The 25,758-nt window shown below is 71.1% G+C and carries 26 protein-coding genes; 8 read left to right on the top strand and 18 right to left on the bottom strand.

Annotated features, from left to right (window positions below):
• Nucleotides 1-125: 125 nt before the first annotated feature.
• The 3 genes from LW587_RS05495 (at nucleotide 126) to LW587_RS05505 (ending at nucleotide 4,555) form a co-directional block, all read left to right on the top strand.
• The gene (locus tag LW587_RS05495; RefSeq protein ID WP_232628590.1) at nucleotides 126-590 is read left to right on the top strand and encodes a hypothetical protein; all 465 of its coding nucleotides are present in this window, start codon (nucleotides 126-128) and stop codon (nucleotides 588-590) included.
• A 90-nt stretch (nucleotides 591-680) separates the two neighbouring features.
• A complete protein-coding gene (scpA, locus tag LW587_RS05500) occupies nucleotides 681-2,846 on the top strand; it encodes a methylmalonyl-CoA mutase (protein WP_232628591.1) in 2,166 nt (721 codons plus the stop codon).
• Nucleotides 2,847-3,127: 281 nt separating this feature from the next.
• Complete coding sequence (locus tag LW587_RS05505; protein ID WP_232628592.1) at nucleotides 3,128-4,555, top strand: mannose-1-phosphate guanylyltransferase/mannose-6-phosphate isomerase; 1,428 nt, start codon at nucleotides 3,128-3,130, stop codon at nucleotides 4,553-4,555.
• 15 nt (nucleotides 4,556-4,570) lie between these two features.
• Here the strand turns inward: LW587_RS05505 and glpD are convergent, their stop codons facing one another.
• The 10 genes from glpD to LW587_RS05555 form a co-directional block, all read right to left on the bottom strand.
• Nucleotides 4,571-6,079, bottom strand: a complete 1,509-nt coding sequence (gene glpD, locus LW587_RS05510; protein WP_232628593.1) for a glycerol-3-phosphate dehydrogenase — start codon at nucleotides 6,077-6,079, stop codon at nucleotides 4,571-4,573.
• On the bottom strand, nucleotides 6,076-6,372 hold the full coding sequence (locus tag LW587_RS05515; protein ID WP_232628594.1) for a hypothetical protein: 297 nt from the start codon (nucleotides 6,370-6,372) through the stop codon (nucleotides 6,076-6,078). Before LW587_RS05515 ends, glpD begins: the two co-directional genes overlap by 4 nt.
• A gap of 7 nt (nucleotides 6,373-6,379) precedes the next feature.
• A complete protein-coding gene (locus tag LW587_RS05520) occupies nucleotides 6,380-6,577 on the bottom strand; it encodes a DUF3426 domain-containing protein (protein ID WP_232628595.1) in 198 nt (65 codons plus the stop codon).
• Between the two features lie 89 nt (nucleotides 6,578-6,666).
• Entirely contained in the window at nucleotides 6,667-6,876 is a 210-nt protein-coding gene (locus tag LW587_RS05525) for a hypothetical protein (protein ID WP_232628596.1), read from the bottom strand.
• 12 nt (nucleotides 6,877-6,888) lie between these two features.
• A complete protein-coding gene (locus LW587_RS05530) occupies nucleotides 6,889-8,079 on the bottom strand; it encodes an FAD-binding protein (protein WP_232628597.1) in 1,191 nt (396 codons plus the stop codon).
• Nucleotides 8,080-8,166: 87 nt separating this feature from the next.
• On the bottom strand, nucleotides 8,167-9,603 hold the full coding sequence (locus tag LW587_RS05535) for a lipopolysaccharide biosynthesis protein (protein ID WP_232628598.1): 1,437 nt from the start codon (nucleotides 9,601-9,603) through the stop codon (nucleotides 8,167-8,169).
• A gap of 204 nt (nucleotides 9,604-9,807) precedes the next feature.
• A complete protein-coding gene (locus tag LW587_RS05540; RefSeq protein ID WP_232628599.1) occupies nucleotides 9,808-11,076 on the bottom strand; it encodes a glycosyltransferase family 4 protein in 1,269 nt (422 codons plus the stop codon).
• Nucleotides 11,077-11,087: 11 nt separating this feature from the next.
• A complete protein-coding gene (locus LW587_RS05545; RefSeq protein ID WP_232628600.1) occupies nucleotides 11,088-11,888 on the bottom strand; it encodes a class I SAM-dependent methyltransferase in 801 nt (266 codons plus the stop codon).
• Nucleotides 11,889-12,145: 257 nt separating this feature from the next.
• Nucleotides 12,146-12,400 carry a PilZ domain-containing protein gene (locus LW587_RS05550; protein ID WP_232628601.1) on the bottom strand — a complete coding sequence of 85 codons (255 nt, stop codon included), beginning with the start codon at nucleotides 12,398-12,400 and terminating at the stop codon, nucleotides 12,146-12,148.
• 90 nt (nucleotides 12,401-12,490) lie between these two features.
• Nucleotides 12,491-13,054 (bottom strand): CoA-binding protein, encoded by a 564-nt coding sequence (locus LW587_RS05555; RefSeq protein WP_232628662.1) that lies wholly within the window; start codon nucleotides 13,052-13,054, stop codon nucleotides 12,491-12,493.
• A 43-nt stretch (nucleotides 13,055-13,097) separates the two neighbouring features.
• On the opposite strand from LW587_RS05555, the gene LW587_RS05560 reads away from it, so the two are divergent.
• Complete coding sequence (locus LW587_RS05560) at nucleotides 13,098-13,529, top strand: PaaI family thioesterase (protein ID WP_232628602.1); 432 nt, start codon at nucleotides 13,098-13,100, stop codon at nucleotides 13,527-13,529.
• Between the two features lie 113 nt (nucleotides 13,530-13,642).
• On the opposite strand, the gene LW587_RS05565 is transcribed toward LW587_RS05560, so the two are convergent.
• The 3 genes from LW587_RS05565 to LW587_RS05575 form a co-directional block, all read right to left on the bottom strand.
• Complete coding sequence (locus LW587_RS05565) at nucleotides 13,643-14,566, bottom strand: DMT family transporter (RefSeq protein ID WP_232628603.1); 924 nt, start codon at nucleotides 14,564-14,566, stop codon at nucleotides 13,643-13,645.
• Nucleotides 14,567-14,577: 11 nt separating this feature from the next.
• Nucleotides 14,578-15,861 carry an arsenic transporter gene (locus tag LW587_RS05570; protein ID WP_232628604.1) on the bottom strand — a complete coding sequence of 428 codons (1,284 nt, stop codon included), beginning with the start codon at nucleotides 15,859-15,861 and terminating at the stop codon, nucleotides 14,578-14,580.
• A gap of 161 nt (nucleotides 15,862-16,022) precedes the next feature.
• Nucleotides 16,023-17,336 (bottom strand): MFS transporter, encoded by a 1,314-nt coding sequence (locus LW587_RS05575; RefSeq protein ID WP_232628605.1) that lies wholly within the window; start codon nucleotides 17,334-17,336, stop codon nucleotides 16,023-16,025.
• A gap of 307 nt (nucleotides 17,337-17,643) precedes the next feature.
• On the opposite strand from LW587_RS05575, the gene LW587_RS05580 reads away from it, so the two are divergent.
• A complete protein-coding gene (locus LW587_RS05580) occupies nucleotides 17,644-19,182 on the top strand; it encodes a sensor domain-containing diguanylate cyclase (protein WP_232628606.1) in 1,539 nt (512 codons plus the stop codon).
• A 40-nt stretch (nucleotides 19,183-19,222) separates the two neighbouring features.
• Here the strand turns inward: LW587_RS05580 and LW587_RS05585 are convergent, their stop codons facing one another.
• From LW587_RS05585 to rplS, 5 genes are all read right to left on the bottom strand, one after another.
• Nucleotides 19,223-19,549, bottom strand: coding sequence for a hypothetical protein (locus LW587_RS05585; protein WP_232628607.1), 327 nt, complete (start codon nucleotides 19,547-19,549; stop codon nucleotides 19,223-19,225).
• A 1-nt stretch (nucleotide 19,550) separates the two neighbouring features.
• On the bottom strand, nucleotides 19,551-20,018 hold the full coding sequence (gene ptsN / locus LW587_RS05590) for a PTS IIA-like nitrogen regulatory protein PtsN (protein WP_232628608.1): 468 nt from the start codon (nucleotides 20,016-20,018) through the stop codon (nucleotides 19,551-19,553).
• Nucleotides 20,019-20,138: 120 nt separating this feature from the next.
• Nucleotides 20,139-20,744 (bottom strand): ribosome hibernation-promoting factor, HPF/YfiA family, encoded by a 606-nt coding sequence (gene hpf, locus LW587_RS05595; RefSeq protein ID WP_232628609.1) that lies wholly within the window; start codon nucleotides 20,742-20,744, stop codon nucleotides 20,139-20,141.
• Between the two features lie 205 nt (nucleotides 20,745-20,949).
• Nucleotides 20,950-22,485, bottom strand: coding sequence for an RNA polymerase factor sigma-54 (rpoN, locus tag LW587_RS05600; RefSeq protein WP_232628610.1), 1,536 nt, complete (start codon nucleotides 22,483-22,485; stop codon nucleotides 20,950-20,952).
• Nucleotides 22,486-23,066: 581 nt separating this feature from the next.
• Nucleotides 23,067-23,477: a 50S ribosomal protein L19 gene (gene rplS / locus LW587_RS05605; protein ID WP_232628611.1), complete on the bottom strand. Its 411-nt coding sequence runs from the start codon at nucleotides 23,475-23,477 to the stop codon at nucleotides 23,067-23,069.
• A gap of 354 nt (nucleotides 23,478-23,831) precedes the next feature.
• Between rplS and LW587_RS05610 the strand changes: the two genes are divergently transcribed.
• From LW587_RS05610 to LW587_RS05620, 3 genes are all read left to right on the top strand, one after another.
• Nucleotides 23,832-24,398 carry a NifU family protein gene (locus LW587_RS05610; protein ID WP_232628612.1) on the top strand — a complete coding sequence of 189 codons (567 nt, stop codon included), beginning with the start codon at nucleotides 23,832-23,834 and terminating at the stop codon, nucleotides 24,396-24,398.
• A gap of 159 nt (nucleotides 24,399-24,557) precedes the next feature.
• The gene (gene tsaB / locus LW587_RS05615) at nucleotides 24,558-25,238 is read left to right on the top strand and encodes a tRNA (adenosine(37)-N6)-threonylcarbamoyltransferase complex dimerization subunit type 1 TsaB (protein WP_232628613.1); all 681 of its coding nucleotides are present in this window, start codon (nucleotides 24,558-24,560) and stop codon (nucleotides 25,236-25,238) included.
• Nucleotides 25,235-25,756 carry a GNAT family N-acetyltransferase gene (locus tag LW587_RS05620; protein ID WP_232628614.1) on the top strand — a complete coding sequence of 174 codons (522 nt, stop codon included), beginning with the start codon at nucleotides 25,235-25,237 and terminating at the stop codon, nucleotides 25,754-25,756. Before tsaB ends, LW587_RS05620 begins: the two co-directional genes overlap by 4 nt.
• Nucleotides 25,757-25,758: the final 2 nt, after the last annotated feature.

The following is a 25,758-nucleotide window of genomic DNA, read 5'->3' on the forward strand; positions in this document are numbered from 1 at the left end:
GGACGAATACGGCGGTTTGGCGTTGGCTGGGGCCCGAACCGCACCGCAGGCCGTGGGCGGGCGTCGCTCGGGGGAGGGCGGGGGCGGAAATGCGGGCAGGCGAGGGAGAGGATCGGGGCCAGGCGGTGCGACGCATCGAGCGCGAGCTCGTCCGCCTCGACGGGCTGATCGCGCGGGCCCGGTTCACGCGACACCTGTGGCGCACCCTGCGCGGCGGGGCCGGGGCCGGGGCGACGCTGCTGGTGCTGCTCAAGGCCAAGATCGCGGCCTCGCTCGGGCTGAAACTCGCCATCGCGGTCGCGGTCGGGCTTGGGCTCGCATGGCCCGTCGCCGTGCTGGCGCTCGTGTTCCTGATCGGCGCCGGTCTCGCGATCGTGAGCCTCGTCACGGGAGACGGCGACACCAGCGCCAGCGACTTCGATGGCGCGTGGGAGTGCGGGGGCCAGCGCGAGCGGATGAAGCGGCTCAAGGGCTTGATCGCGCAACGCCGGGCTTGGCTCGCCGCCCCCTCCGGACCGGCGCCGAGCCCGCGCCGGGACGCGGCCGGGCGCCGTCGCCCCACAGGGGGCCGGCGCCGAAACCGCGGATGACAGCCGCCTTATGGACAGTAGCCGCGTTTGGTGGCTTGCCTATAATGCCAAACAAAATTTTGCCGTCCTCCGAGACCCCGAGACCGCCGCATGAGCTCCCGGATCCCCGACTTCACCTCGCTCGCCTTCTCGGCCGATGGGTTCAAGGCGCCGCCCCCGCCGGTGGGCGAGCCCTGGATGACGCCCGAGGGCATCCCGGTGAAGGGATTCTACGGCCCCGAGGATCGCGAGGGGCTTGAGGGCATCGACTCGTTTCCCGGCCTGCCGCCCTATCTGCGCGGCCCCTATCCGGCGATGTACGTCACCCAGCCCTGGACCATCCGGCAATATGCCGGCTTCTCCACCGCCGAGGATTCGAACGCCTTCTACCGGCGCAATCTCGCGGCGGGCCAGAAGGGCCTCTCGGTCGCCTTCGATCTCGCGACCCACCGCGGCTACGATTCGGATCACCCGCGCGTCTCGGGCGATGTCGGCATGGCGGGTGTCGCGATCGATTCGATCTACGACATGCGCACGCTGTTCTCCGGCATCCCGCTCGACGAGATGACGGTGTCGATGACGATGAATGGCGCGGTGCTGCCGGTGCTCGCGCTCTACATCGTCGCGGCCGAGGAGCAGGGCGTGCCGCCGGAGAAGCTCGCCGGCACGATCCAGAACGACATTTTGAAAGAGTTCATGGTCCGCAACACCTACATCTATCCCCCCAAGGGATCGATGCGGATCATTTCGGATATCTTTGGATATACTTCCAAGAACATGCCGAAGTTCAATTCGATCTCGATCTCCGGCTACCACATGCAGGAGGCCGGGGCGACGCAGGATCTCGAACTCGCCTACACGCTCGCCGACGGGGTCGAGTACATCAAGGCGGGTCTCGCCGCCGGGCTCACCATCGACCAGTTCGCTCCACGTCTGTCGTTCTTCTGGGCGATCGGGATGAACTTCTTCATGGAGATCGCCAAGATGCGGGCCGCGCGCCTGATCTGGGCCAAGCTCGTCAAGGAGTTCGATCCGAAATCCGACAAGTCGCTGCCGCTGCGCACCCACTCGCAGACGAGCGGCTGGTCGCTGACGGCGCAGGACGTGTTCAACAACGTCACCCGCACCTGCATCGAGGCGATGGCGGCGACGCAGGGCGGGACGCAGTCGCTCCACACCAACGCGCTGGACGAGGCGCTGGCGCTGCCGACCGATTTCTCGGCCCGGATCGCGCGCAACACCCAGCTCTTCCTGCAGCAGGAGAGCGGCACGACCCGGATCATCGACCCCTGGGGCGGCTCCTACTACGTCGAGCGGCTGACCCACGACATCGCCGCGCGGGCCTGGGAGCATATCCGCGAGGTCGAGAGCCTCGGCGGCATGGCGAAGGCCATCGAGGCCGGCATCCCGAAGCTGCGCATCGAGGAGGCGGCGGCCCGCGCCCAGGCGCGGATCGATTCCGGCCGCCAGACCATCGTCGGCATCAACAAGTACAAGCCCGACGACGAGATGAAGATCGAGCTGTTGCGGGTCGACAACCACAACGTCCGCACGATGCAGATCGACAAGCTCAAGCGCCTGCGCGCCGAGCGCAGCCAGGCCGATGTGGATGCAGCGCTCGCGGCGCTCACCCAGGCGGTCGACACGCAGGAGAACCTGCTCGAACTGGCGGTCAACGCCGCGCGGGCCAAGGCCACGGTCGGCGAGATCTCGGAGGCGCTGGAGAAGGCCTGGGGCCGCCATCGCGCCGAGATCCGCTCGATCTCGGGCGTCTACAAGCGGGAGGTGGGCGGCATGTCGCCGGTGGTGGAGAAGGTCCGCGGCCTCGTCGAGGCCTTCGAGGAGAATGACGGGCGCCGGCCGCGCATCCTGGTCGCCAAGATGGGCCAGGACGGGCATGACCGCGGCCAGAAGGTGATCGCCTCGGCCTTCGCCGATCTCGGCTTCGACGTGGATATCGGGCCGCTCTTCGCGACCCCGGCGGAAGCCGCGCGTCAGGCCGTGGAGAACGACGTGCACATCGTCGGCGTCTCCTCGCTGGCGGCCGGCCATCTGACGCTCGTGCCGGAGCTGAAGACGGCGCTGACGGAAGAGGGCCGCGACGATGTGATGATCGTGATCGGCGGCGTGATCCCGCCGGGCGATTACGACGCGCTCTACGCCGCCGGCGCCTCGGCGATCTTCCCGCCGGGCACCGTCATCGCCGAGGCCGCGGTGAAGCTTCTGGGCGAGCTCAACGAGCGCCTCGGCTACGGCGAGCGGCAGGCGGCGGAATAGCCGTCCGGCGCCGTCGGGGTCCCCCGGGCCGCCCTTAAGACTAACATCGGTTGTCCGCTCCCGGGGCCCCGCCCGGGCCCGAATCCGATAGTGCGGCGCGGCCCCTTCGGCTAAGACTTTCAGCATCGACGGCCCTGCCGTCGCCCATCCTCCGGTTGCACCGGGGGCGGGCGGCCCGTGGCCGCGGAGGCTCGGCTCGACGCCTCGATTTCGCTTCCCGCCCGCCGCGCCGCGGCGGAAGCGCGGTCCGGCGCGGCCGACGGGGCGAGAGGGGTGGCGCGATGTCCGACGGGGGCCGGATTCTCCCTGTGATCCTGTGCGGCGGCGCGGGGACACGGCTGTGGCCGGCCTCCCGCGAGAGCATGCCCAAGCAGTTCACGCCCCTGGTCGACCCGAACGCCTCGACCTTCCAAGCCACCGCCCGCCGCGTCGCCGACGCCGCGGTCTTCGGTCGGCCCACGGTGATCGCCTCGAGCGAGGCCCGCTTCATCGTCGCCGAGCAGCTCGCCCAGGCCGGCATCGCCGCGGACATCCTGCTGGAGCCGGCCCGGCGCGACTCCGCCGCCGCGGTCGCGGTCGCCGCGCTGCACGCCGCCCGGCAGGGCCCCGACACGGTGGTGCTGGTCCTGGCCGCCGACCACGTCATCGAGGATGCTGCCGCCTTCACCGAGGCGGCGCGCCGTGCCGCCGCCGGAGCCCGGCTCGGCCAGATCATGACGCTCGGCATCGCGCCGACCCGGCCCGCCACCGATTACGGCTATATCCGCCCCGGCGCGCCGGTGCCGGACGCGCCGGGCGTGCACCGGGTCGAGCGCTTCGTCGAGAAGCCCGACGCGGCCGGCGCCGAGCGCCTGATCGCCGAGGGCGCCCTGTGGAACTCAGGCTACTTCCTGTTCCGCGCCGACGTGATGATCGCCGAACTCGAAGCCTACGCCCCTGCGATCCTGGAGGCGGCCCGCGGCGCGCTGGAGGGATCGAGCACCGATCTCGACTTCGTGCGCCTCGATGCCGAGGCCTTCGCCCGGGCCCCCCGGACCTCGATCGATTACGCCGTGATGGAGCGGACGGAGCGGGCGGGCGTGCTCAGCGTCGCCTTCGCGTGGTCGGATGTCGGCACCTGGGACGCCGTCTGGCAGGTGCTCCCGCACGACGCCCGCGGCAACGCCATCCGCGGGCGGGTCGAGCTCGTGGAGACCACGGGCAGCCTCGTCCACAGCGAGAGCGAGGGCCTCACCACCGTGGTCGGGCTCGACGACGTGGTGGTGGTGGCGACCCCCGACGCGGTGCTGGTCTCGTCCAAGGCGCGGTCCGGTCAGGTCAAGGACCTCGTCGGCCTGCTGCGGGAGAAGGCCCATCCGGAGGCTGATAGCCATCGCCGCATGTACCGGCCCTGGGGCTGGTATCAGCGCATCGACATCGGTGAGCGCTTCCAGGTGAAGCGGATCATGGTGACGCCGGGCGGACGGCTGTCCCTGCAGAAGCATTTCCACCGGGCCGAGCATTGGGTCGTCGTGAAGGGCACCGCCGAGGTGACGCTGAACGATCAGGTGATCCTCGTCCACGAGAACGAAGCGGTCTACCTGCCGATCGGCTCGCTGCACCGGCTCACCAATCCCGGAAAAATCCCCCTGGAGCTGATCGAGGTCCAGGTCGGCTCCTATACCGGCGAGGACGACATCATCCGCGTCGAGGATGTCTACGGGCGCTGACGCCTCCGCCCGCCTTCAAGGCGCGGCGGCCATCTCCGTGGCGAGATGGCGGGCGAGACGGGCGACGCCCTCGCGGCCGGTGCGCAGACCGAGCTTCGAGCGGCGCCAGAGGATGTCGTCGGGGGAGCGCGCCCATTCCGCGCGCACGAGGTAGGCCACCTCGCGGGCGGTGAGTCCGCCCTCAAAAGGCTCGCCGAGATCCGCCAGGGTCCGGGCATCGCCGAGAAGCCGATCGACGCGGGTGCCGTAGGCCCGGGCGAGGCGGCGGGCGAGCCCCTCGGGCAGGAACGGGCGCCGCGCCGACAGGTCTCGGAGGAACGCCTCGAAATCCCCGCCCGCCACGTCGCCGCCGGGCAGAGCGGCGTCGGCGGTCCAGGCACGCGCGAGGCCGGGCAGGTGCGGGTGCAGCCGTTCCAGGGCGTGCTCGGCGAGCCGCCGATAGGTCGTGATCTTGCCGCCAAACACCGAGAGTACGGGGGGCCCGTCCGCGTCGAGGTCGAGCACGTAGTCGCGGGTCACCGCGGACGCGCTCTGCGCCGCATCGTCGTAGAGCGGGCGCACGCCCGAATAGCTCCAGACCACGTCGTCCGGGCCGATCGCCCGCGCGAAGGAGCGGTTGATGCAGGCGCAAAGGTAGCGGGTCTCCTCCGCCGAGATGGAGACCGGGCCCGGTCCGCCGTCATGGGGGACGTCGGTGGTGCCGATCAGGGTGAAGTCGCGCTCGTAGGGAATCGCGAAGACGATGCGCCGATCGGGCTGCTGCAGGATGTAGGCATGATCGCCCGCGTAGAGGCGGCGGGTGACGATGTGGCTTCCCTTGACGAGCCGCACCTGCGGACGGGCCTCGATGGAGAGCGCCCGGGACAAGGTCTGGGCGACCCAGGGGCCGGCGGCGTTGACGATGATCCGGGCCCGCACGCGCTCGCGCCGGCCGGTCTCGCCATCGTGTAGGGTCGCCGTCCAGGCGCCCCCCTCGCGCCGGGCCGCCTCGACCGCCGTGCGGGTACGGATCCGGGCCCCGCGCTCGGCGGCGTCGAGGGCGTTGAGGACGACGAGGCGGCTGTCCTCGACCCAGCAATCCGAATAGGCGAAGCCGCGGGTCAGGCGCGGCTGGAGCGGGGCCCCGAGGCCGTCGGGTGTCAGGCGCAGGGCCTGCGAACCCGGCAGCGCCCGCAGCCGGGTGAGATGATCGTAAAGGAACAGGCCGAGCCGCAGCATCCAGGCCGGGCGCAGGCCGGAATCGTGGGGCAGCACGAAGCGCAACGGCCAGATGATGTGGGGGGCGAGTCGCATCAGGCGCTCGCGCTCGGCGAGGGCCTCGCGCACGAGCCGGAACTCGTAGCGTTCGAGGTAGCGCAGGCCTCCATGGATCAGCTTGGTCGAGGCGGAGGAGGTGTGTTCGGCCAAGTCGCCGCGCTCGCACAGGAGCACCTTGAGGCCGCGCCCGGCCGCGTCCCGGGCGATGCCCGCCCCATTGATGCCCCCGCCGATGACCAGGAGATCGTAGGGGTCGGGCGCGCTCATGAGCGCACCACGAAGCTCAGGACGAGACCGATCAGGACCGCCGCCCCGAGGACGCGCCGCCACGGATTGACGCCGCGCAGCATCTCGTCGACCGCCCAGTAGGCGAGGGCGCCGAGCGCGGCGAGGCGCAGGCCGGCGAAGAGCCAGGGCGGCAAGCCCGGAGCCACCGCACCGAGGACGACCTCCGCGAGCGAGGCCGCCGCGAAGATCCAGAGCGGCGCGTTCGGCCATTGGCCGATCACGATCGCGCCGGTGCGCCGATCACGGAAGAACCAGTCGATGAAACGGCGCAACGGAGTCTCAGGTCGGTTCACTGCCCTTGCCGCCGCCCTTGGCGGCGCGGAGCGGCCCACAGATCTGCGGGCTGATCTTGTCCAGATGCGGGCAGGCATTGGTCTCGTACCAGCTGCGCAGTTCGGGCTGGTTCGGGGCGACGTACATCGCGGTCAGCACGAAACCGCCCGCGAGGAGAACGACGAGGATGAGGAGACTGCGCACGGGAGGATTCCGGTCCAGGTCGGCGCGGCGGGACGCCGCTCTCTTCGCGGCAGACGCGCCAGTGCCGCAGAGGTTCCCTGGGGCCGCCCTCAGCGCAGCGGTTCCTGGAGGGTGTGCGGCCGCCGATCGGCCAGGGGGCCCTGCGTGCCGGGCAGGAGGCCCATGGCCTGCATCCAGATCAAGAGCAGGCCTCCGGCGAGCAGGCTCGCCAGCGTCATGAGGAGCGTAAGTTGGCGCTGCCACACCACCATCCCGACCAGGACGGCGAGCAGCCCGGCGGCGAGGGCGAGGGTCAGCATCGACGCCCTCCGTCAGAGGCCGGCATACATCCGCCCCGGATTGAAGATGCCGGCGGGGTCGTGGGCCGCCTTGATGCCCGCCGTCATCCGCATGAGGGCCTCGGGCAGGGGCTCGAAGACCGGCACAGCGGCCCGCAGGGTCTCCGGCCCGCGCACCAGCGTGGCATGCCCGCTCCCGGAGGCCCGGACAGCGGCGCGGATCGCGGCGGCGCCGCCATCCTCGGAGGCGTCGGTGGCGAGCCAGATCAGGCCGCCGCCCCAATCGTAGAACCAGCGCGCGGCGCGCGCCTGCGCCACCGCGGCGGTCACCGCGGGGCCGCAGGCCGGGACGGTGGAGATGCGCCAGACCGCCGTCCCGGCGGGCTGCGCGAGGCACGAGGCGTCGCGGACCGTGCGCCACAGGGCAGCGCCCTCCTCGCCCTCAAGGATCCCCGCCTCGCCGCGGCGGCGGAGCAGGCGGCGCAGCTCGCCCAGGCGGTAATCGATGGATTTCGAGAAGCCCTCGATCCGCAGCAGCGTGCGCGCCTCCGACCCGGCGAGGCCGGCCGGGAGATGGGCGGCCCCGGTCAATTCGAAGGGCGAGCCGAGCGCCTCGGACAAGGCCGCCACGGCCGCCGCGTCGGAGAGGCCGGGCAGGACGAGGGTCGCGACCCGCTCGGGCACGGGCAGGACCTTGAAGGTCACCTCGGTCAGCAATCCGAGCGTGCCCCAGGAGCCCGCCATCAGCTTCACGAGGTCGAGGCCGGTGACGTTCTTCATCACCCGCCCACCGGACTTGATCGGCTGACCGCGGCCGTTGACGAAGCGCACGCCGATCAAGCTGTCGCGGGCCGCGCCCGCATTGATCCGGCGCGGCCCGGAATTGTTGGCCGCCGCCACGGCGCCGAAGGTCGGCGCGCCGGTGGAGGCAAGCAGCGTGCGGTGGTCGGCGGGCTCGAACGGCAGCATCTGGCCACGCCCGGCGAGCAAGGCCTCGACCTCGGCGAGCGGCGTGCCGGCGCGGGCCGCCACCACCATCTCGGCGGGCTCGTAGAGGGTGATGCCGGTCATGCCGGTGCTCGCCAGGGTCGCCTCGTCCTGGGGCGGGCGGCCGAGCGCGGCCTTGGTGTTCCCGCCGACGAGGCGCAGCCGCTCGGATCGTCCGGCGGCCTGCGCGACGATCGCCGCCGCCTCCGCCTCGCTCGCCGGCGCGTATGTGGTCATGCTGCGCGTTTCCGTCCCGGACGGGCCTTGTTCGGCGGCCCCTGTCCGGGACTAAAAGCCCGGATCGGGCCCGGGTTGCAAGCGGGGCTACTCCGCCGCCGCGGGCAGGTTCGGGCGAACCCGCTCGAGGATCGCGCTGCGCAAACCGGCGATGTCGAGGAGCCAGACGAACCCGCCATAGATCGTCACCCCCGACCCGATGCAGGCGGAGAGGGCGAGCCAGGGCGGGAGCCCGCGCAGGGGCCACACCACCGCGAGCATCGCGAGGGTGGCGAGCGTGGCCGCCGCGAGGTCGCGCCAGGGGAGGTGCAGCCGCCCGGGACCGGACAGCGCGCGCAGGGCGAGGAAGCCGAAGGCCGCGAGGAAGCCCAGGGTCTGCGCCACCGCGATCCCGACGGGGCCGAGCGGCGTGGCGAGCGCCAGCAGCGCGACGAGGTTGACCGCGGCACCGAGCAAGGCGGCGGCGATCACCGGAACGGTGCGGCGGCGGATCTGGAAGATCGGGTTGAGGGCGTAGTTCATGGCGGCGAAGGCGACGAGGCCCGGCAGCATCGGCAGCAGATAGGCGCCGAAATGGCCGCGGAACGCCTCGGGCACCGCGATGGCCTCGACCGCGGGCAGCACCGCCCAGAAGCCGGCGGCGCTCGGCAGGATCAGGGCCGCCACCACCGCGACGTTGCGGGCGACCTGGCGTTCGCCCTCGGCCCGGCCGCCTTCCTCCTCCGCCCGCACCGCGAGCTGGAACAGGAGCACGTCGAGGGCGGCCCCGAGGGTGCCGAAGATGCGGGTGCCGATGTCGGAGGCGAGCGAGAAGTAGCCGGATTCGGCGAAGCCGCCGACCGCCGCGATGGCGCTGCGATTGGCGAAGGGCATGAGCTGATAGACGACGTTGGCAGCGATCAGCGGCAGGCCATAGGCCACGAAGGTCCGCAGCCAGGCCCGCCCGTGCTCGGCGGCCGGACGATGGCGCGGATCGGTCAATCCGCGATGGATGAGAAGTGCGGCGAGGAACTGGCTCACTCCCGCTGCGGCGATCACGGCGGTGGCGTCGCCTGTCACCCAGGCGGTCGCGACCGTGAAGACGAGGGCGAAGCCGCTCTTCACGAGGATGAGCTTGAGATAGAGGTGGCCGATGAAGCGGGCGCGGGCCAACGTCGTCTGGTAGTCGAACAGGCCGATCCCGACGGCGGTCGCGACGGCGGCCGCGGCCAAGGTCGCGGGCGGGCCGGCGAGCGGCCGCCCGGCGAGGCAGAGCAGGGCCGCCGCGACGAGGCACAGGGCCGTGGTCGCGTAGGCGCGATCGAGCACGGCGCGGATCCACGGCTCCTCACCCCGCACGCGCTCCGAGTAGAACCGCGTCGCCGAGAGGCGCAGCCACTCGAAGAACAGGGTCGTCAGCACGACCGAGCCGGCGAGGCCGAGGGCGAAGCGACCGAAATCCGCCGGCCCGAGGATCTGCGCCAGCAACAGCCCGAGCGCGAGGTTCAGGACCGCGTTGACCACGTAGGCTGCGATGACCGCCATGGGTGAGGTGCTCGCGGGGCTCGGCGTTCGGGGAGTTGCGGCTGCGGGGTCTTGAGGGCGTCTTGAACCCGGAGATTGGTTTTGATGGGGCGATCGCCGGGTGCGCGATCTCCGCTCGCCCTTACGCGTCGGGGCGACCGTTCCCGGCCCACCATGAGGGGCGCTGGGCGGGCTCCGGATCGCGGGATCGCCCCCGCGATCCCCTCAATGCTGCATCGCCGCCCGGTCGAGCCGCGCGCCCTCCGCCGCGGTACCGGCGATGCTCCGGGCCGCCACGTCCCGGTAGACACCCTCCAGGCGGTCGAGATGCCGGTCGAGAGTCAGGGGATCGGCCCAGAACCGATCGTAGGCGGCCCGGCTCATGGCGCGGGCGGTGGCATCGTCGCAGAGCCGCGTCATCGCCGCAGCGAGGGAGGCCGCATCGCCGGAGCGGAACCACAGTCCGCTGACGCCGTCCGCCACGGCCTCCCGGCCGGCGCAGATGTCGCTGACGATCACCGGCGTGCCCATGGCGAGGGATTCGAGCACCGTGAGGGGCTGACCCTCGTACCAGACGGAGGGGAAGACGAGGGCGCGGGCGGCGCGCAGCGCGCTCTTGACCCCCGCCGGATCGTGCCAGCCGAGGAAGGCGGCCTCCGGATAGGCGGCTTCCAGCTCGGCCCGCTGCGGCCCGTCGCCGACGAAGACCGCGCGCTGGCCCGCGCGCCGGGCCGCCGCGGCGAACAGGCCGGCCCCCTTTTCCGCCGAGAGCCGCCCGACGAAGACGAAGGCCCCCGATGCGCCGTCGGGCTTGGGCCCGAGCGGCTCGGCGTCGATCGGGTTCGACAGGTCGTACCAGCGGGTGTCGGCGGGCATGTGCGGGCTCAGCGCCTCGCGCTGCAGTTGGCTGATGGTGATGACCGCCGCGAGGTTGTCGATCATCCCGGTGTTGCGCATCAGCACGTGGCGGCCGACCCGCATGAGCTTGCGGGCGTAGCCGCGGGAATCGCAATTGTGCGCGAGGCAGGCCATCGAGACCGGGGCTCGGTGGCAGGCGGCCGAGACCGGGTAGTCGTAAAACCCGCCATTGGGGCAGGCGAGGTAGTATTCGTGCATCGTGAACACGACCGGCGCGCGGCTCGCGGCGAGCACCGGGCCGATCGAGGGCGAGAGCGCCTTGGCCCAGGCATGGACGTGGACGATCGTGTCGGCGGGATCGTGCCGCTCCAGGAGTTCGCCGAGGGCGGCCGCGGCGCGCTGGTTCCACAGCCACTGTACCCCGAACCGGGCCAGCGAGGACGTGAGCGTCACGTCGGTCTGCCCGAGGACCACCGTCTCGACGCCGGCTTGCGCCAGCCGGGGATCGGCGGGTCCGACGGCGGCGAGGAAGATCACCGTGCGCCCCCGCGCCGCGAGGCCGAGCGCGCTTTCGATGGCGACCTTGGCCTGGCCGCCGTTGATGTGGGCGTGGTCCGCCACGACGATGATGGGCATCGGGCGGCAGCCTATTTGCGGGCGATGACGTAGGCGAAGCTCGTGAAGGTGCGCCAGTCGCGCGCCCGGGCCAGCCGGGTGAAGGCGGCATCGACCTGCTTCAGGCCCGGGATCTTCCAGAAGTAGCTGTAGCCGTAGAACGGCAGCACCACGACCTCGCGGAAACCGATCTCCCGCAGCACCGGGGCGATCACCGTCTCGCTGCCGCGGCAGAGATTGTAGTGGGCGGGAAATTTCGGGTTGTCGCCATCGTCGCTCCGGTCGGGGAACAGCCGGTGCAGCACCGCCCGCGAGAGGTGCTCGGGCATGATCTGGTTGGCGGCGAAAGGGGGCGCGAACAGGGTCGGGAAGAAGCTGAGCGCGACGCCGCCGGGCGTCAGGAGGGCGTGGACGTTGCGCCACATCTGCGTCACGTCCGGCACGTGCTCCATCACCATCCGGCAATAGGCGAAGTCGAAGCGCTCGCGGCCGGTGGCGAGGACCGTGTCGGTCGCGGCGATGTCGCAGCAGAGCTTGGCGAAGCCGGGCGGCGCGAGGTCGAGCTCGCGCTGGGACAGGTCGTTGATCGTCACCGCGATGCGGTGCTCGGCGAGTTCCGCGGGGCTGAAGACCGGATCGCGCCCGCCGCCGATCTCGAGATGCTGGCGCAGGCCGTGTTCCCGGGCCAGCGCCAGGATCATCGGCTTGTAGTTCTCCCAGCTCCAGTTCCAGTCGGGCGAGTAGCCGAGATCGTCGGCGATCGCCTTGAGCCCGCGGGGCACGGCGAAGCCCGGGAGCGGCTGCGCGCCGTCGAAGTGAGGCCGAACGGTCATCGGGCACATCCCCATCTGGCCCGCATCACGATCAAGGCGGGATCGCGGGGCAAGGCTCGACGATGTGACCGGCCGATTGCGAAACAATTAAATCGGCCACCGCCTTCCGGGCGGCGGCGGCGGCATCGCGGGGGATGCTTTTTTTGGGGTTAAGCGGACCGCCTCGATCCGCGTGCGGCACTGGGGATCGCGGCCCCGAACGCGAACCCGCGCCTTGGTTCGGATCACGCTTGGGTGTCCTCACCCCCGGGAAGTGGTCACCCCTGGAACTGGGCGCCGATCATCTCGTCACCGCGCCAGACGACGTGGCACACCGTGGCCGCGTCGAGGCAGGGCGCCGTCAGCACGAAGATCTCGGGAATCGCGGCCGCATCCGGCAGCGTGATGCGCACCCCCGTCGCGGACAGGTCGTGCACGAGGCAGCCGAGGGAGGTGTGCTCGTCGATGGCCACCGCACCGGTCTCGCCGATCCGCTGACGCGGTGCGGTCCGCCGCTCACCCAAATCCGACATCTGAAACCATCCTTGGACCCTCCCGAGGATGGCAGGCGCTTGCGAAGAGGAGACTGACGGCGCCGCTAAAATTGCGCGGTTCGGGCGATTTCAGGGTGCATCGATGGTCCGCTTCTGGACGCCGCCCCGGGCCATCTGCGGCTTCTTGGCCGAGAGGATGCGGGAGTTCACGCCGGTCCAGCCGATCTCGCCCGACAGGCGCCCGTACTCGATTTTCGGACAGCGGTTCATGATGACGGTCAGGCCCGCGGCTTCCGCCCGCGCGGCCGCCGCGTCGTCGCGCACGCCGAGCTGCATCCAGATGATCTTGGGCGGCACCGGCAGCGCCAGCGCCTCGTCGACCAGCGGCCCGGCGGCGGCGGAATTGCGGAAGATCTCGACCATGTCGACCGGGCCGGGCAGGTCCGCGAGGCGGGCGACCACCGGGCGGCCGAGCAGGCTCTGGCCACTGAGCCCGGGATTGACCGCCGTGACCGTGTAGCCGCGCTCGGACAGGTACTTGAAGACGATGAAGCTCGGGCGGGCGGGATTGGCGGAGGCGCCCACAATCGCGACCGAGCGCGCGCCCCTCAGGATCTCCCGGATCTGCGCGTCCGGGTAGCGGTCGTGCCGGGTGGCGATGCCCTCGGGGGCGCCGTCGAGGGTGGGGATCATGAAGCCCTTGTCCGCCATGCCGGCCCGTGCTGCAAGACGTCCCATGAGCGACACCGCGATGACCCTCGAGGCGACGATCGCCTTCCTCGATCGCGACTTCCCGCAGATGCATGCGGGCGGGCGCAGCTACCACTTGGAGGCGGTCGGACCGCTCTCGGCCCGGATGCGTCTCGACGGCCACGAGCGCCACCTGCGCCCGGGCGGCACGGTCTCGGGCCCGGCCATGATGGCCCTGGCGGATTACGCGCTCTACGCCGCGATCCTGGCCAATCTCGGTCCCGTGGCGCTCGCCGTGACGACGAACCTCGCGTTCAACTTCCTGCGTCGGCCCGGCCCCGGCACCCTCGTGGCCGAGTGCCGCCTGTTCAAGCTCGGGCGGCGGCTCGCCGTCGGCGAGGTGGCGATCCGGAGCCTCGGGTCCGAGGACATCGTCTGCCACGCCACCGGCACCTATTCGATCCCGCCGGAGCGCTGAGCTTCCCCCTTCGAGCCGTGCCCCATCACGGTGAACCGTGAGCACGGCTCTCAGCCTCTCCTTTTGTCGCGCGCTTCTGAGCCGAACCGGCATCCCCTTCGGCGGAGCGCGCTTTAGCCGAGCGAGATCAGGAGGATGCCCACGCCCATCAGCCCGGCGCCGGCGAGCCGCGCCGGACCGGCCCGGACCTGGCGCATCCCCAGCCAGCCGAAATGGTCGAGGGCGATCGAGGTCAGGAGGTTGGCGGTGATCAGAAGCCCGTTGAAGGCCCCCGCCCCGACCGTGTCGACGAACAGGAGCCCGGCAAAGACCGCCACCGCCCCGGTCAGACCGGCGAGCGGCATCCACCAGCGCATCCGGGCGAGGTCGCCCCGCTCCGGCAGCGGGCTTGGCCGCAGCAGGACGAGCAGGGTGAAGGCGAAGACGACGGGCAGGAACGAGACCAGGGCGGCGAGCCAGGGGTTCACGAGCGCGCCGCGCAGCTGCGCGTTCCACACCACGCCGATCGCCTGGAGGGCGCCCGCGCCGAGGATGAAGGGATAGAGCAGCCGCGGGTTGAGGCCGTGGTCGCGGTCCGCGCTCTCGCCGGGACTCGCGCGGGCGATCAGGACGATGCCGGCCAGCATCAGCCCGCCGCCCAGCCAGGGCAGCGGCTTGAACCCCGCCGCCTGGAGCCCGAACAGGCCGAACGCGTCGAGCGCCAGCGAGGTCAGGATGTTGGCCGTGATGACGAGCCCGTTGAACGGGCCGGCCCCGACCTTGTCGACGAAGGCGAGGCCGCCGAACACCGCGACCGCCCCGGCCACGCCGCCGAGGGGGGCGTACCACGGCATCGCCGCGAGGGATTCGGCCGTCGGCAGCGGCGTCGGCATCACGAGGAACAGCGTCGCGAAGACCAGGGTGATCGGCACGAAGGAGACGGTCGCGGCGAGCCACGGATTGACCAGAGCGCCGCGCAGCTGCGCATTCATCGAGTTGCCGAGGGCCTGGAGCACGCCCGCGACAAGGATGAAGGGATAGAGCAGGGCGGGGTTCACGGACGCGGCCTTCAATGCACGAGGAGGAGGCCGGCGAGCGCTAGCCCCAGAGCCGGCGGCATCACGACGAGGCCGAGCCGCAGGAAGCGCCAGAAGCCGACATCCTGGCCCTCGCGGCGGATCGCGGTGAGCCAGAGGATCGTGGCCAGGGAGCCCGTGACCGAGAGGTTCGGCCCGAGATCGACGCCGATCAGCACCGCGCCCGCCACCGTGTCGGGCAGGGTGCCGGCCCCTTGCGCCGCCTGCACCGCCGCCCCCGCGATCAGCCCGGCCGGCAGGTTGTTCACGAGGTTGCAGGCGAGCGCGATCAGGGTCCCGGCGCCCCAGGCGGTCTCGGTCGGCGCCGCGGCGGCGGCCCGCGCCAGCGTCCCGGCGATGAGGGCGAGCACGCCGGTCTTCTCCAGGGCCTCGACCAACACGAACAAACCGGCGACGAGGGGCAGGACGCTCCACGACACGTCCCGGACGACCTCGACCGCGCCGCCGCGCTTCAGCGCCAGAACGAGGAGGGTCGTGGCGAGGCCCGCGACGAAGGTCGGCAAGCCGAGATCGCGCCCGAAGCTCGACGCGCCGATCAGGACGAGCGCCGTCGCGACGATGCCGAAGCCCGCGACCGCGCCGGTTCGGGACAGGGCGGCCGGCGCCACGTCGGTCGCCACGGTCTCCGCGTCGAGGGTCCGCCGCTGGGTCGCCCACAGCACCGCATAGGTCGCGAGAATCGCCAGCGCGGAGGGCAGGGCGAACATCGCCAGCCAGCGCGTCAGCGGCGGCATGTGCTCGGCGAAGACGACGAGGTTGGCCGGGTTCGAGATCGGCAGCACGAAGCTCGCCGCATTGGCGATGAAGGCGCAGACGAAGAGGTAGGGCAGGGGATCCCTCACCCGCGCCGCCCGGGCCGCGGCGTAGACGGCCGGTGTCAGCACCACCGCGCAGGCGTCGTTCGACAGGAACACCGTCACCAGCGTGCCCACGGCGTAGATGAGGGTGAACAAGCGGTGGGACGAACCCCGCGCGGCCCGGACGGCGCGGCTCGCCAGCCAGTCGAACAGGCCTTCCTTCCGGGCGACCTCCGACATCAGCATCATGCCGACGAGGAACAGGTAGACGTCGAGCCCCTTGAGCACGCCCTCCCAGGCGGTGCTCGGCGAGAGGAGGCCGAGGGCCACGAGGGCGCCGGCGCCCAGCACGGCCCAGACCGCCTCGGGCCAGCCCATCGGCCGGACGATGACGCCCAGCGTCGCGAGCGCCGCGATCGTCCAGGTGGCGAGGTTGGGGCTCAGGGTCAGGGCACCCATCGGCGTCGTGTCTCCCGGACGGGGTCAAAACCGGTGCATCGACCATCCCGGCGTCGCGCGCGGGCGTCATCCACGCGCGAATCCTGGGCGAAGCGCTCGCGGGTCATGGGTCGGATCGCGATCGCCCGGGAGCCGGCCTCCGCCGCCCGGGGGACGAGGCTCTACTCCGCCGGCACCGCCAGCGGCGCGTTGGGCGGGGTGTCGGCCCGGCGCGGTTCGTAGCCGTAGGTCTCCGGCATGAACAAGAGGTACAGGACAAACCCGGCCGCAGCGACCGCCGCCAGGGTGAGGAAGGCCGCCGAGTAGCCCGCGCCGACGATGATGATACCGGCGAGCGTCGCGCTGAAGGCCGCGCCGAGCCCCTGGGCGGTCGCCACCGCGCCCTGGGCGACGTTGAAGCGTCCGGTGCCGCGGGTGAGATCGGCCACGACGATGGGGAAGAGGGCCCCGAAGATGCCGGCGCCGATGCCGTCGAGGCACTGCACCGCCACGAGGTAATAGGGGTTGTCCGAGACGGTGTAGAGCACGCCGCGCAGGGCCAGCACGCCGAAGGCAACGAGGAAGATCGGCTTGCGCCCGATCGTGTCGGCCTTGGCGCCGACGAACATCGCCACCGGGACCATCACGCATTGCGCGGCCACGATGCAGACGGCGATGAGCGAGGTCGCGTAATCCTTGCCGATCACCTTCGTGAGAAGCTGGCCGACGGAGGGCAGCATCGCCGCGTTGGCGAGGTGGAAGGCGGCGCAGAGCACAGCGAACAGAAGGAGATGGCGGTTGCGCAGGAGCAGGCTCACGCCGGACGGCTGGTCGCAATCCTGGGTCTCGGCGCAGTCCAGGCCGCGGGCGAGATCGTCGTCGATCTCCTCGGCCGGCACCAACAGCATGGCGCCGATGGAGAGCGCGGCGAGCAGGCCCATCAGCCAGAACACGACGACCGGCCCGAACAGGTAGGCGAGGCCGCCGGCGAGCATGGCCGAGACGGCGTTGCCGGCATGGTTGAAGCCCTCGTTGCGGCCGACCCGCTTCGAGAACAGCTTCGGCCCGACGATACCCAGCGTGATCCCGGTCAGGGCGGGCGCGAAGATCGAGCCGGCGACCGCCGCCAGGGCCTGGGTGCCGGTGACGAGGAAGAAGTTCGCGATGAAGGGGAGGGCGAGGCAGCTCACGGTGACGGCGATGGCCGCCGCGATGACGATGGCGCGCTTGTTCCGGCTGCGGTCGATCAGGGCGCCCGCGGGCGTCTGGGCGATGAGGCCGGCGACGCCCGCGATGGTCATGACGTAACCGATGGTGGCCTCGTTCCAGCCTTGCTCCGGGCCGCGCACGGCCAGAAGGTAGATGGCGAGGTAGGGACCGAGCCCGTCGCGGACATCGGCGAGGGTGAAGTTCAACACGTCGAGGCCGCGCAGCGCCTTCAGGGACGGGGTGCGGGTCGGGGCCACCTCGGCAGGGGCGCGCGTATCGGCAATCATCGGCAATCTCGCGGCAAGATGGCGGGTCCGGCGTCGGTGAGAGAACTTGAAGTGGGGCCCATCGAATCCGGAAACGGACCGCGTAGCCGAGCAGTAAGCAGTTTTCGTCCGGCCAGTTCCGCGGCCGCCGCCACGTAATCCTGACGCCGCCATCACGTTCTCGTGCGGCGCACCACACACAGCCCTAGATTGCATTCTCCATGTGAGTACGGGGGATGACCCGGGTCGGCGCGGCGCGGGGACAAGCCCTTGTTAAGGGGCGCCGACGACAGTGCGACCCGTCGATACAACCGGAGCCGCCATCGCGATGTCCCCGCCGCTCCGCCTCGCGCGGTGGCTCCGCTCCTCCCGAACCTGGATCATCCTCGGTATCCTGGCGCCGCTGGGCATGCTCGCGCTCTCCGCGCTGATGCTGCTCGAGCTGCGGCACGACGCCTGGGAGAAGGCGGAGCGGTCCGCCGGCAGCCTGCTTCAGGTGGTCGAGGGGGACATCGCCCGCAACGTCGAAATCATCGACCTCTCGCTGCGCGCCGTGGTCGACAACCTCAAGGCGCCGGGGCTCTCGACGCTCAGTCCGGAGCTGCGCCAGCTCCTCCTGTTCGACCGCGCCGTCACCGCGCGGGAGATGGGCGTGGTCCTGGTGCTCGACGAGACGGGGAACGTCGTCATCGACGCCGGTGCCCTGCCGCCGCGCCAGCTCAACAACGCGGACCGGGACTACTTCCAGGCCCACAAGCGGCGGTCCGATCTCGGGTTGTACGTGAGTCGGCCGGTCGTCTCGCGGCTGCTGGGCGTGCCGGTGGTCGTGGTGAGTCGCCGCATCGACAAGCCGGACGGCTCGTTCGGCGGGATCGTTCTGGGCAGCCTCAAGCTCTCGTATTTCAGCCGGCTGTTCGAGCGCGTCCGCCTCGGGCCCGGAAGCGCGATCAATCTGTACCTGCGCGACGGTACGCGGCTCATGCGCCACCCGGCGATCGAGGGCGACATCGGCGGCAGCATCGTCGAGACCCCGTCCTACGGACATTTCCGCGACCGACGCAGCGGGCATTTCCGCGGGGCGTCGGTGCGCGACGGCGTGGATCGCTACAACGCCTTCACCCAGGTCGCCGACCTGCCCCTCGTCCTGAACGTCGCGGTCGCGATCCACGAGATCGAGGCCGAGTGGCGCAACAAGGCGGTGGTGATCGGGCTTTCGGTCCTGATCCTGTGCGGCCTCACGATCGCGCTGTCCGTCCTGTTCGGGGGAGAGTTACGCCGCAGCGCCGCGATGCAGGCCGAGCTCGCCCGACTGTCCCGGACCGACAGCCTGACCGGACTGGCCAACCGCCGGCGGTTCGACGAGGCGTTCGCGCGGGCCAGCAACGCGGCGCGGCGCAGCAGCCGGCCGCTGACGCTGCTCCTGATCGATGCGGACCATTTCAAGCGCATCAACGATCACCACGGCCATGCGGTGGGCGACGCGGTGCTGCGGAAGCTCGCCGGCAGTCTGCGGGCCGGCGCGCACCGGCCGGAGGATCTCGCCTGCCGAGTCGGCGGCGAGGAATTCGCGATCCTTCTCCCGGACACCGACCTGGATGGCGCCGTGCCCGTGGCCGAGCGGGTGCACCGGGCCGTCTCGGCCCTGTCGATCCCGCGGGCCGGGATCGACGCCGGTTCGGTCACGGTGAGCATTGGGATCGCGAGCGGGCTCGACGGCGGCGAGGACACGGCCGAGCGGCTCTACCGGAGGGCGGATGCGGCCCTCTATGCGGCGAAAAAAGCCGGGCGCAATCAGACCTGCACCGCCCCGTCGGCCCAGCAGGCCGATGTCGCGCCTGAGGAGAAGCTCCGGCTGCAGACGGCCTGAGCCTCACGGGTCGGAGCCCCGGGTGTCTGGGCCGCCCGGGTCAGAGTCCCTTGCAGCGGCTGCGCAGCAGGCCGGAGAACTCCTTCTCCTGGGTCTGAACCTGCGCGAGGCGCTCGGTGCGCTCCGGTCCGGACAGGCAGCGTCCGTAGACGCCGGCGATCCGGCGCATGGTATCGACGTGACGGCGCCAGACCCGGCAGCGGCTCGCATCGTCATCGCCCGCCGTCTCGAGCTGGTCGATGGCTTGGCGTTGCATCGAGGTCGCGACCAGCACGTCGCGGGCGCAGGTCGCGTCGCTTTGGGCGACCGCGAGCGTGGGGAAAAGGCTCGCCCCAAGGGCGAGGACGGCGCGGACGGACGGACGCATGTCAGGCCGCCTTCGTCGCCTGACCATGGGCGAGCAGGGCGTAGAGCGCCGTTCCGTCCCGGGCGCTGCGGACGCGCTCCAGCATTCCGGGCTCACGCAGCAGGCGCGCCACCTGGGCAAGCGCCTTGAGGTGAACCGCCCCGGCATCCTCGGGGGCGAGCAGCAGGAACGCCACGTCCACAGGCTGGCCGTCGAGGGCATCGAAATCCACCGGCTTCTCCAGCCGGGCGACCAGTCCGAACAGCCGGTCGAGCTGCACCAGCTTGCCGTGCGGGATCGCCACCCCGTCGCCGATGCCGGTGGAGCCGAGCCGCTCACGCTGGATCAAGGTCTCGAGAACCTCGCGCTCGGTCAGGTCAGGCCGATGCCGGGCGGCATGGGCGGCCAGTTCCTGAAGCACGTGCTTCTTGTCCCGCGCGCGCAGCGCCGGGACCACGGCGTCCGGACTTAGAAAATCCAAGATCGGCATGAAGACAAAACGCCCTGTCGGCGGGATTCATCCCTGGAACCCGCGCTTTCCGGGCACGGCCACCGCGACCGGTGGCGGGCCCGCTCCCCCCGATTCGGGCGCTTCGATACCGGTCGCGCCTCAGGGGCGGTCGTCCGGAGGATCGACCCAACCGATCGCGCCATCGCTGCGCCGATATACGACGTTGATGCGCCCGGTGCCAGCGTGAACGAAAACGACCACCGGGGCGCCGGTCATGTCGAGGGCGGTCACCGCCTCGCTGACGGATTGGCGCCGCAGGGTGCGGGTGCTCTCGGCGACGACCGGAGGATGGGTGCCTTCCTCCTCCTCGATCTCCGGCTCCTCGTCCACATCGTCGACGGGGGAGGCGAGGACGGCGTAGGCCGCCTCGATCTCGGCCCCGTTCTGGCTCGCGGCACCGTGATCCTTGAGCTTGTGCTTGTAGCGGCGCAGGCGTTTCTCCAGCCGGTCCGCCGTCTGCTCGAAGCTCGCATGGGGATCGTGGGCGTTGCCGGAGGCCTCGAGCGTCAGCCCGGTGGCGAGATGGACCACGCAATCGGTCCGGTAGGCGGTCCCGTCCCGGCGGAGGGTGACATGGCCGGTGCAGGTCGAGTTCATGTGCGGGTCGAGATACTTGGAGAGAGTTGCCGCCATCCGGTCTTCGACCCGGCCTCGCAGGGCCGACCCGAGATCGAGGCCGTGCCCCGTGACCCGCAAACCTGCCATCGACGTCTCCGATCATCCCCGAGGCATTCAGAGTTAGAAAGGGGGTCGGGGCAAGTCAACGCGAACCGGGAGTCGCCACGGGGCCATCGCTTGACGCGATCGGCCGATCTTTACCCGCGCCGCCACGGCCGGGCTCGGGGCTTCGCTCAGACTGAAGGCGCGGATTCGACGCCGACCGGCGCACCGATCTCCGGGACGGGATCCCTTAGCGGCCGACCTGGGCGGCCCGTGAGCGCCGCCGCTCGATCGAGGATGGAATCCGCAGCGACTCCCGATACTTCGCCACCGTGCGGCGAGCGATGTCGACCCCCTCGTCGCGCAACCGCTGCACCAGGGCGTCGTCGGACAGCACGTCGGAGGCTTCCGCATCGACGAGTTGTTTGATGCGGTGCCGGACGGCCTCGGAGGAATGGGAGGCCGCCCCCGCCGCGCCGGGGATCGCGGCAGTGAAGAAGTACTTCATCTCGAGGGTGCCGCGGCTGGTGCCGATCGACTTGTTGGAGGTCACCCGCGAGACGGTCGATTCATGCATGCCGATCGCCTCGGCGACGGTCTTGAGGTTGAGCGGGCGCAGATGAGCGACGCCGTGCAGGAAGAAGGCGTCCTGCTGGCGCACGATCTCGGTGGCGACCTTGAGGATGGTGCGGGCGCGCTGCTCCAGGCTGCGGGTGAGCCAGTTCGCGGTCTGCAGGCATTCCGAGAGGAAGGCCTTGTCGCCGTCGGCCGCCGCGCCCTTGGCGACGCGGGCATAGTAGGTCTGGTTCACCAGAACCCGCGGCAGCGCCTCGGAATTCAGCTCCACCAGCCAGGAGCCGTCGGGGGCCGCGCGCACGAAGACGTCCGGGACCAGCACTTCGACGGCGTGGGTCCCGAAGGCGCGGCCGGGCTTCGGATCGAGGCGGCGGATCTCCGAGAGCATCTCGACGAGGTCTTCGTCGTCCACCCCGCACAAGCGCCGGAGCGCGGGGAAATCGCGCTTGGCCACGAGGTCGAGGCGCGAGATCAGCGCCTGCATCGCCGGGTCGAACCGGTCCTGCTCGCGCAGCTGGATCGCCAGGCACTCGGCGAGGTCGCGGGCGGCCACGCCCGGCGGGTCGAAGGTCTGGACGAGCCGCAGGACCCGGGCCACGTCGTCGAGCCGGGCGCCGAGCCGCTCGGCCACGGCGTCGACCGACTCGCGCAGATAACCGGCATCGTCCACGGCATCGATCAGGAAGCTGCCGATGAGCCGATCGAAGGGCGAGGCGGTGGCGAGGTCGAGCTGCGCCGCCAGATGATCGCGCAGGGAGGTCTCGGCGGTGAGGCTCGCCTCGAAATCGGGTAGCTCCCCGTCGAAGCTGCCGCCGGTATTGCCGTAGGGCGCCGGGGTCAGCGAGAGCATGTCGCCGCTGCCCTGGTCGCGGGGCGTCGGGTTCTCGTCGGAGAAGACGTTGTCGAGGCGCGTATCGAGGTCGCCCTCGATCTCGCTGCGGCTTCCCGTCATCTCTTGGTTGAGCCACGCCTCCGGCTCCGGGGCCTCGCCGCCGTCGTACTCGGCCTCGCCCGCAGGCTCCGGCGCCTCCCGCTCGGGCCCGGTCTCGCCCTCGGCCCGCTCCAGGAGCGGATTGCGCTCCAGCTCGGCATCCACATAGGCTGCCAGATCGAGTTGGGAGAATTGCAGGAGCTTGATCGCCTGCAGAAGCTGCGGCGTCATCACCAGGGCTTGACCCTGGCGCATCTCCAGCCGTTGCAGCAGACTCATGGGGACGCCTAACCCTCGGAGAGCGTGTGATAATCACGGCTCGTGCGAGAGCCGTGTCTCGTTCGGCACAATCCTTGCTTCTCTTCTGAGAGGTCTAACGTCAAGCGGTTCGCACGTCAAAGCCTGTTTCCCGGGCTCCCCTGCGAAACCCGCGCACCGCGGCGGCAACGCCACAGGGCCTCCCACTCGAACGGACCTTGGGGGGCATGACTGCCCGACGGGCGCGAAGAAAGTCTTTCGCCCCTTCCCATCGCCGTCAAGCGTGGTTCAGCAGAGGTTACCGGGCATCCTCAGCTGTCGTTCTGGACGATCACTGAGATCGCACGTGGCGAGATCTGACTTCGTCCGCGCCGCCGGACCGGGAGGGCGGCCGTCATCGTGCGGGGATCGAACCGGTCGCGCGACGCGGTCCGCGATCGCATCGACGGCGATGCCCGAGGAAGCGTTTCGGGGCGGGACGCGCCGATCGTCGTCGCCCCTCTCTCCGACCGAGGCCCCAGAAAAAAACCCGCCCCGGGCCATCCGGGACGGGCTTGATTGAGGGGCGCTGCCGCCCGAGGCGGGCGCGTCGTCCGACGCGATCACTCGGCGGCGGCGGGGGCCTTGGCAGGAGCTTTGGCGGCCTTGGCCTTATCGGAGCGATCGGTGCGCTCGACGATACGGGCCGACTTCCCGCGGCGATCGCGCAGGTAGTAGAGCTTGGCGCGGCGGACCTTGCCGCGGCGGACCACCTTGATCGAATCGATCATCGGCGAATGCACCGGGAAGACGCGCTCCACGCCCTCACCGTACGAGATCTTCCGGACGGTGAAGTTTTCGTTGAGGCTGCCGCCGGCGCGGGCGATGCAGACGCCCTCATAGGCCTGGACGCGGGTGCGCTCGCCTTCCTTCACGCGGACGTTGACGATCACGGTGTCGCCCGGCTCGAAATCCGGGATGGTCTTGTTGAGGCGGGCGATCTCTTCCCGCTCGAGCTGCTCGATGACGTTCATGTGAAAAGCTCCGGCCGTCGCGCCCGTCCGGCAAGGGCCGGGCGTCAGGATTTCGGCATCCTGTTGTGAGTTGGCGGGCCGTCTAGCCGAAGTCGGCGGTCTTGTCGATGGGCTCGCGACCGGGGCGGCCGAACGCCGTCGCGGATCGGCGCGGCCTGGTGCCGGACCGAGAGGGCAGGGGCCCCGGGCCGAGCGCCCCACGCGCCCGTCCGAGCCCGCGTCACCGCCCGGCCTTCGACGGTCGCGGTTGAGAATCCGTTCCCGTCGGTCCACATGAAGACCGGCGGCGGGCCCAAGGGTCCTCCGCCGTTCCCGGCCGGCCTTGAACCGGCGCCAGCGGACACGAGGATTCCGATGTTCATCCAGACCGAAGCGACCCCGAACCCCGCCACGCTCAAGTTCCTGCCCGGCCGCGTGGTGCTGCCCGAGGGCACCTTCGAGGCCCGCGATGCCACGGGGGCCGAGCGCTCGCCGCTCGCCTCCGCGCTCTTCGCGGTGCCCGGGGTGTCCGGGGTCTATTTCGGGCACGACTTCATCTCGGTCACCAAGGCCGACGGCGTGAACGAGTGGCCGCAGGTGAAGCCGGCGGTGCTCGGGGCGATCATGGACCACTTCCAGTCCGGCCGCCCGGTTCTCGATGCCAACGCGGTGTTGGAGGAGGACGATACGGAAGAGTTCTACGACGAGGCCGACCACGACACGGTCGCGACCATCAAGGACCTGCTGGAGACGCGGGTGCGTCCGGCGGTGGCGGGCGACGGCGGCGACATCACCTTCCGCGGCTACCGCGATGGGATCGTCTATCTGGAGATGAAGGGCGCCTGCTCGGGCTGCCCGTCCTCCACCGCGACCCTGCGCCAGGGCGTGCAGAACCTGTTCCGCCACTTCCTGCCCGCCGTGCGCGAGGTCCAGGCGATCTGATCCGGGGCCGTCCGGCCCCAGCCGGGCTGGCCTCCCTGCAACACCCGCGCGGCTTCCTGGGGAGGCCGGCGGGCCCGGCGCTGACGAGGCCGCCGTTTCGGCTTAGAACTCTGTCCGAAGGGTGGGCATCGCGGCCCGCCACCGAAGGATGGGGACGGTTTGCGGATCCTAGCGATCGATACGGCGCTCGAAGCCTGCGCCGCCTGCGTGGCCACCGATGCCAGCGACGATCTCCTCGCCGAGGAATCGATGGCGCTCTCGCGCGGCCATGCCGAGGCCCTGCTGCCGCTGATCGAGCGGGTGATGGCGCGGGTCGAGGGCGGGTTCGGGAGCCTGTCGCGGGTCGCCGTCACCGTCGGCCCGGGCAGCTATACCGGTCTCAGGGTCGGGCTCTCCGCGGCACGGGCGATCGGGCTGGCCACCCACATTCCGGTCGTCGGCGTCACGACGCTCTCGGCTCTGCTCGCGCCGCAGCTCGCCCTCAACGGCGAGGCGCTGATCGTGGCCGCGATCGATGCCCGCCACGGTGCCGTCTATCTCCAGGCGATGAGCGTCGGCGAGGGCGTGGTGATTCCCCCGCGCCATCTGCCCATCGAGGAGGCGGCCCGGCTGCTCGGCGCCCGCAGGGTGATCCTGACGGGCTCGGGCGCCGCGGTGCTGGCTCCGGCGGCCACGGCGGCGGGCGCCTCGGTCGAGATTGCCGGGACCGGCGCGCCCCAGATCGCCTGGGTCGCCTCCCTCGGTCTCGTGGCCGATCCCGGGCAGGCCCTGCCGCGCCCCCTCTATCTGCGCGGGCCCGATGCCCGGCCGCAGGATCACGCCAGGATCGCGCGGGCATGAACCGGCCGCTCTCTCCCTTCTGGGCCCTCGACTGGTGGTCGGCGTGGTGGGACGCCTGGGGCGCCACGCCCTTCGTCGCCCCTCTGCGCGATGCCGGCCAGGCCCGCGCCCTGGAGAAGCTGCACGCCACCGCCTTCGCACGGCCCTGGGCCGCCCACGAGTTCGAGCGGTTGCTCTGCGAGCGCTCCACGGAGGCGCATGCCCTGTGGCGCGGCGGCTCGATGCTCGGCTTCGTGCTCTCCCGCAAGGCCGTGGACGAGGCGGAGATCCTCACCATCGTCCTGGCGCCCTCGGCCCGGGGCGGCGGCCACAGCACCCGCCTGCTGCGCGACCACCTGACCGCCTTGGCCTTCGGGGGCGTGCGCACGGTCCATCTCGAGGTGGACGAGGGCAACGCGCCCGCGCTCAAGCTCTATCAGCGGGCGGGTTTCGTGCGGGTCGGCGAGCGCAAGGGCTACTATCCCCTTCCCGACGGGAGCCGGGCCACGGCGCTGACCATGAGCGCGACGCTCTCGTGAGC

Origin of the sequence: Methylobacterium sp. Leaf118, assembly GCF_920984675.1 — a bacterium.
Lineage (GTDB): Bacteria > Pseudomonadota > Alphaproteobacteria > Rhizobiales > Beijerinckiaceae > Methylobacterium.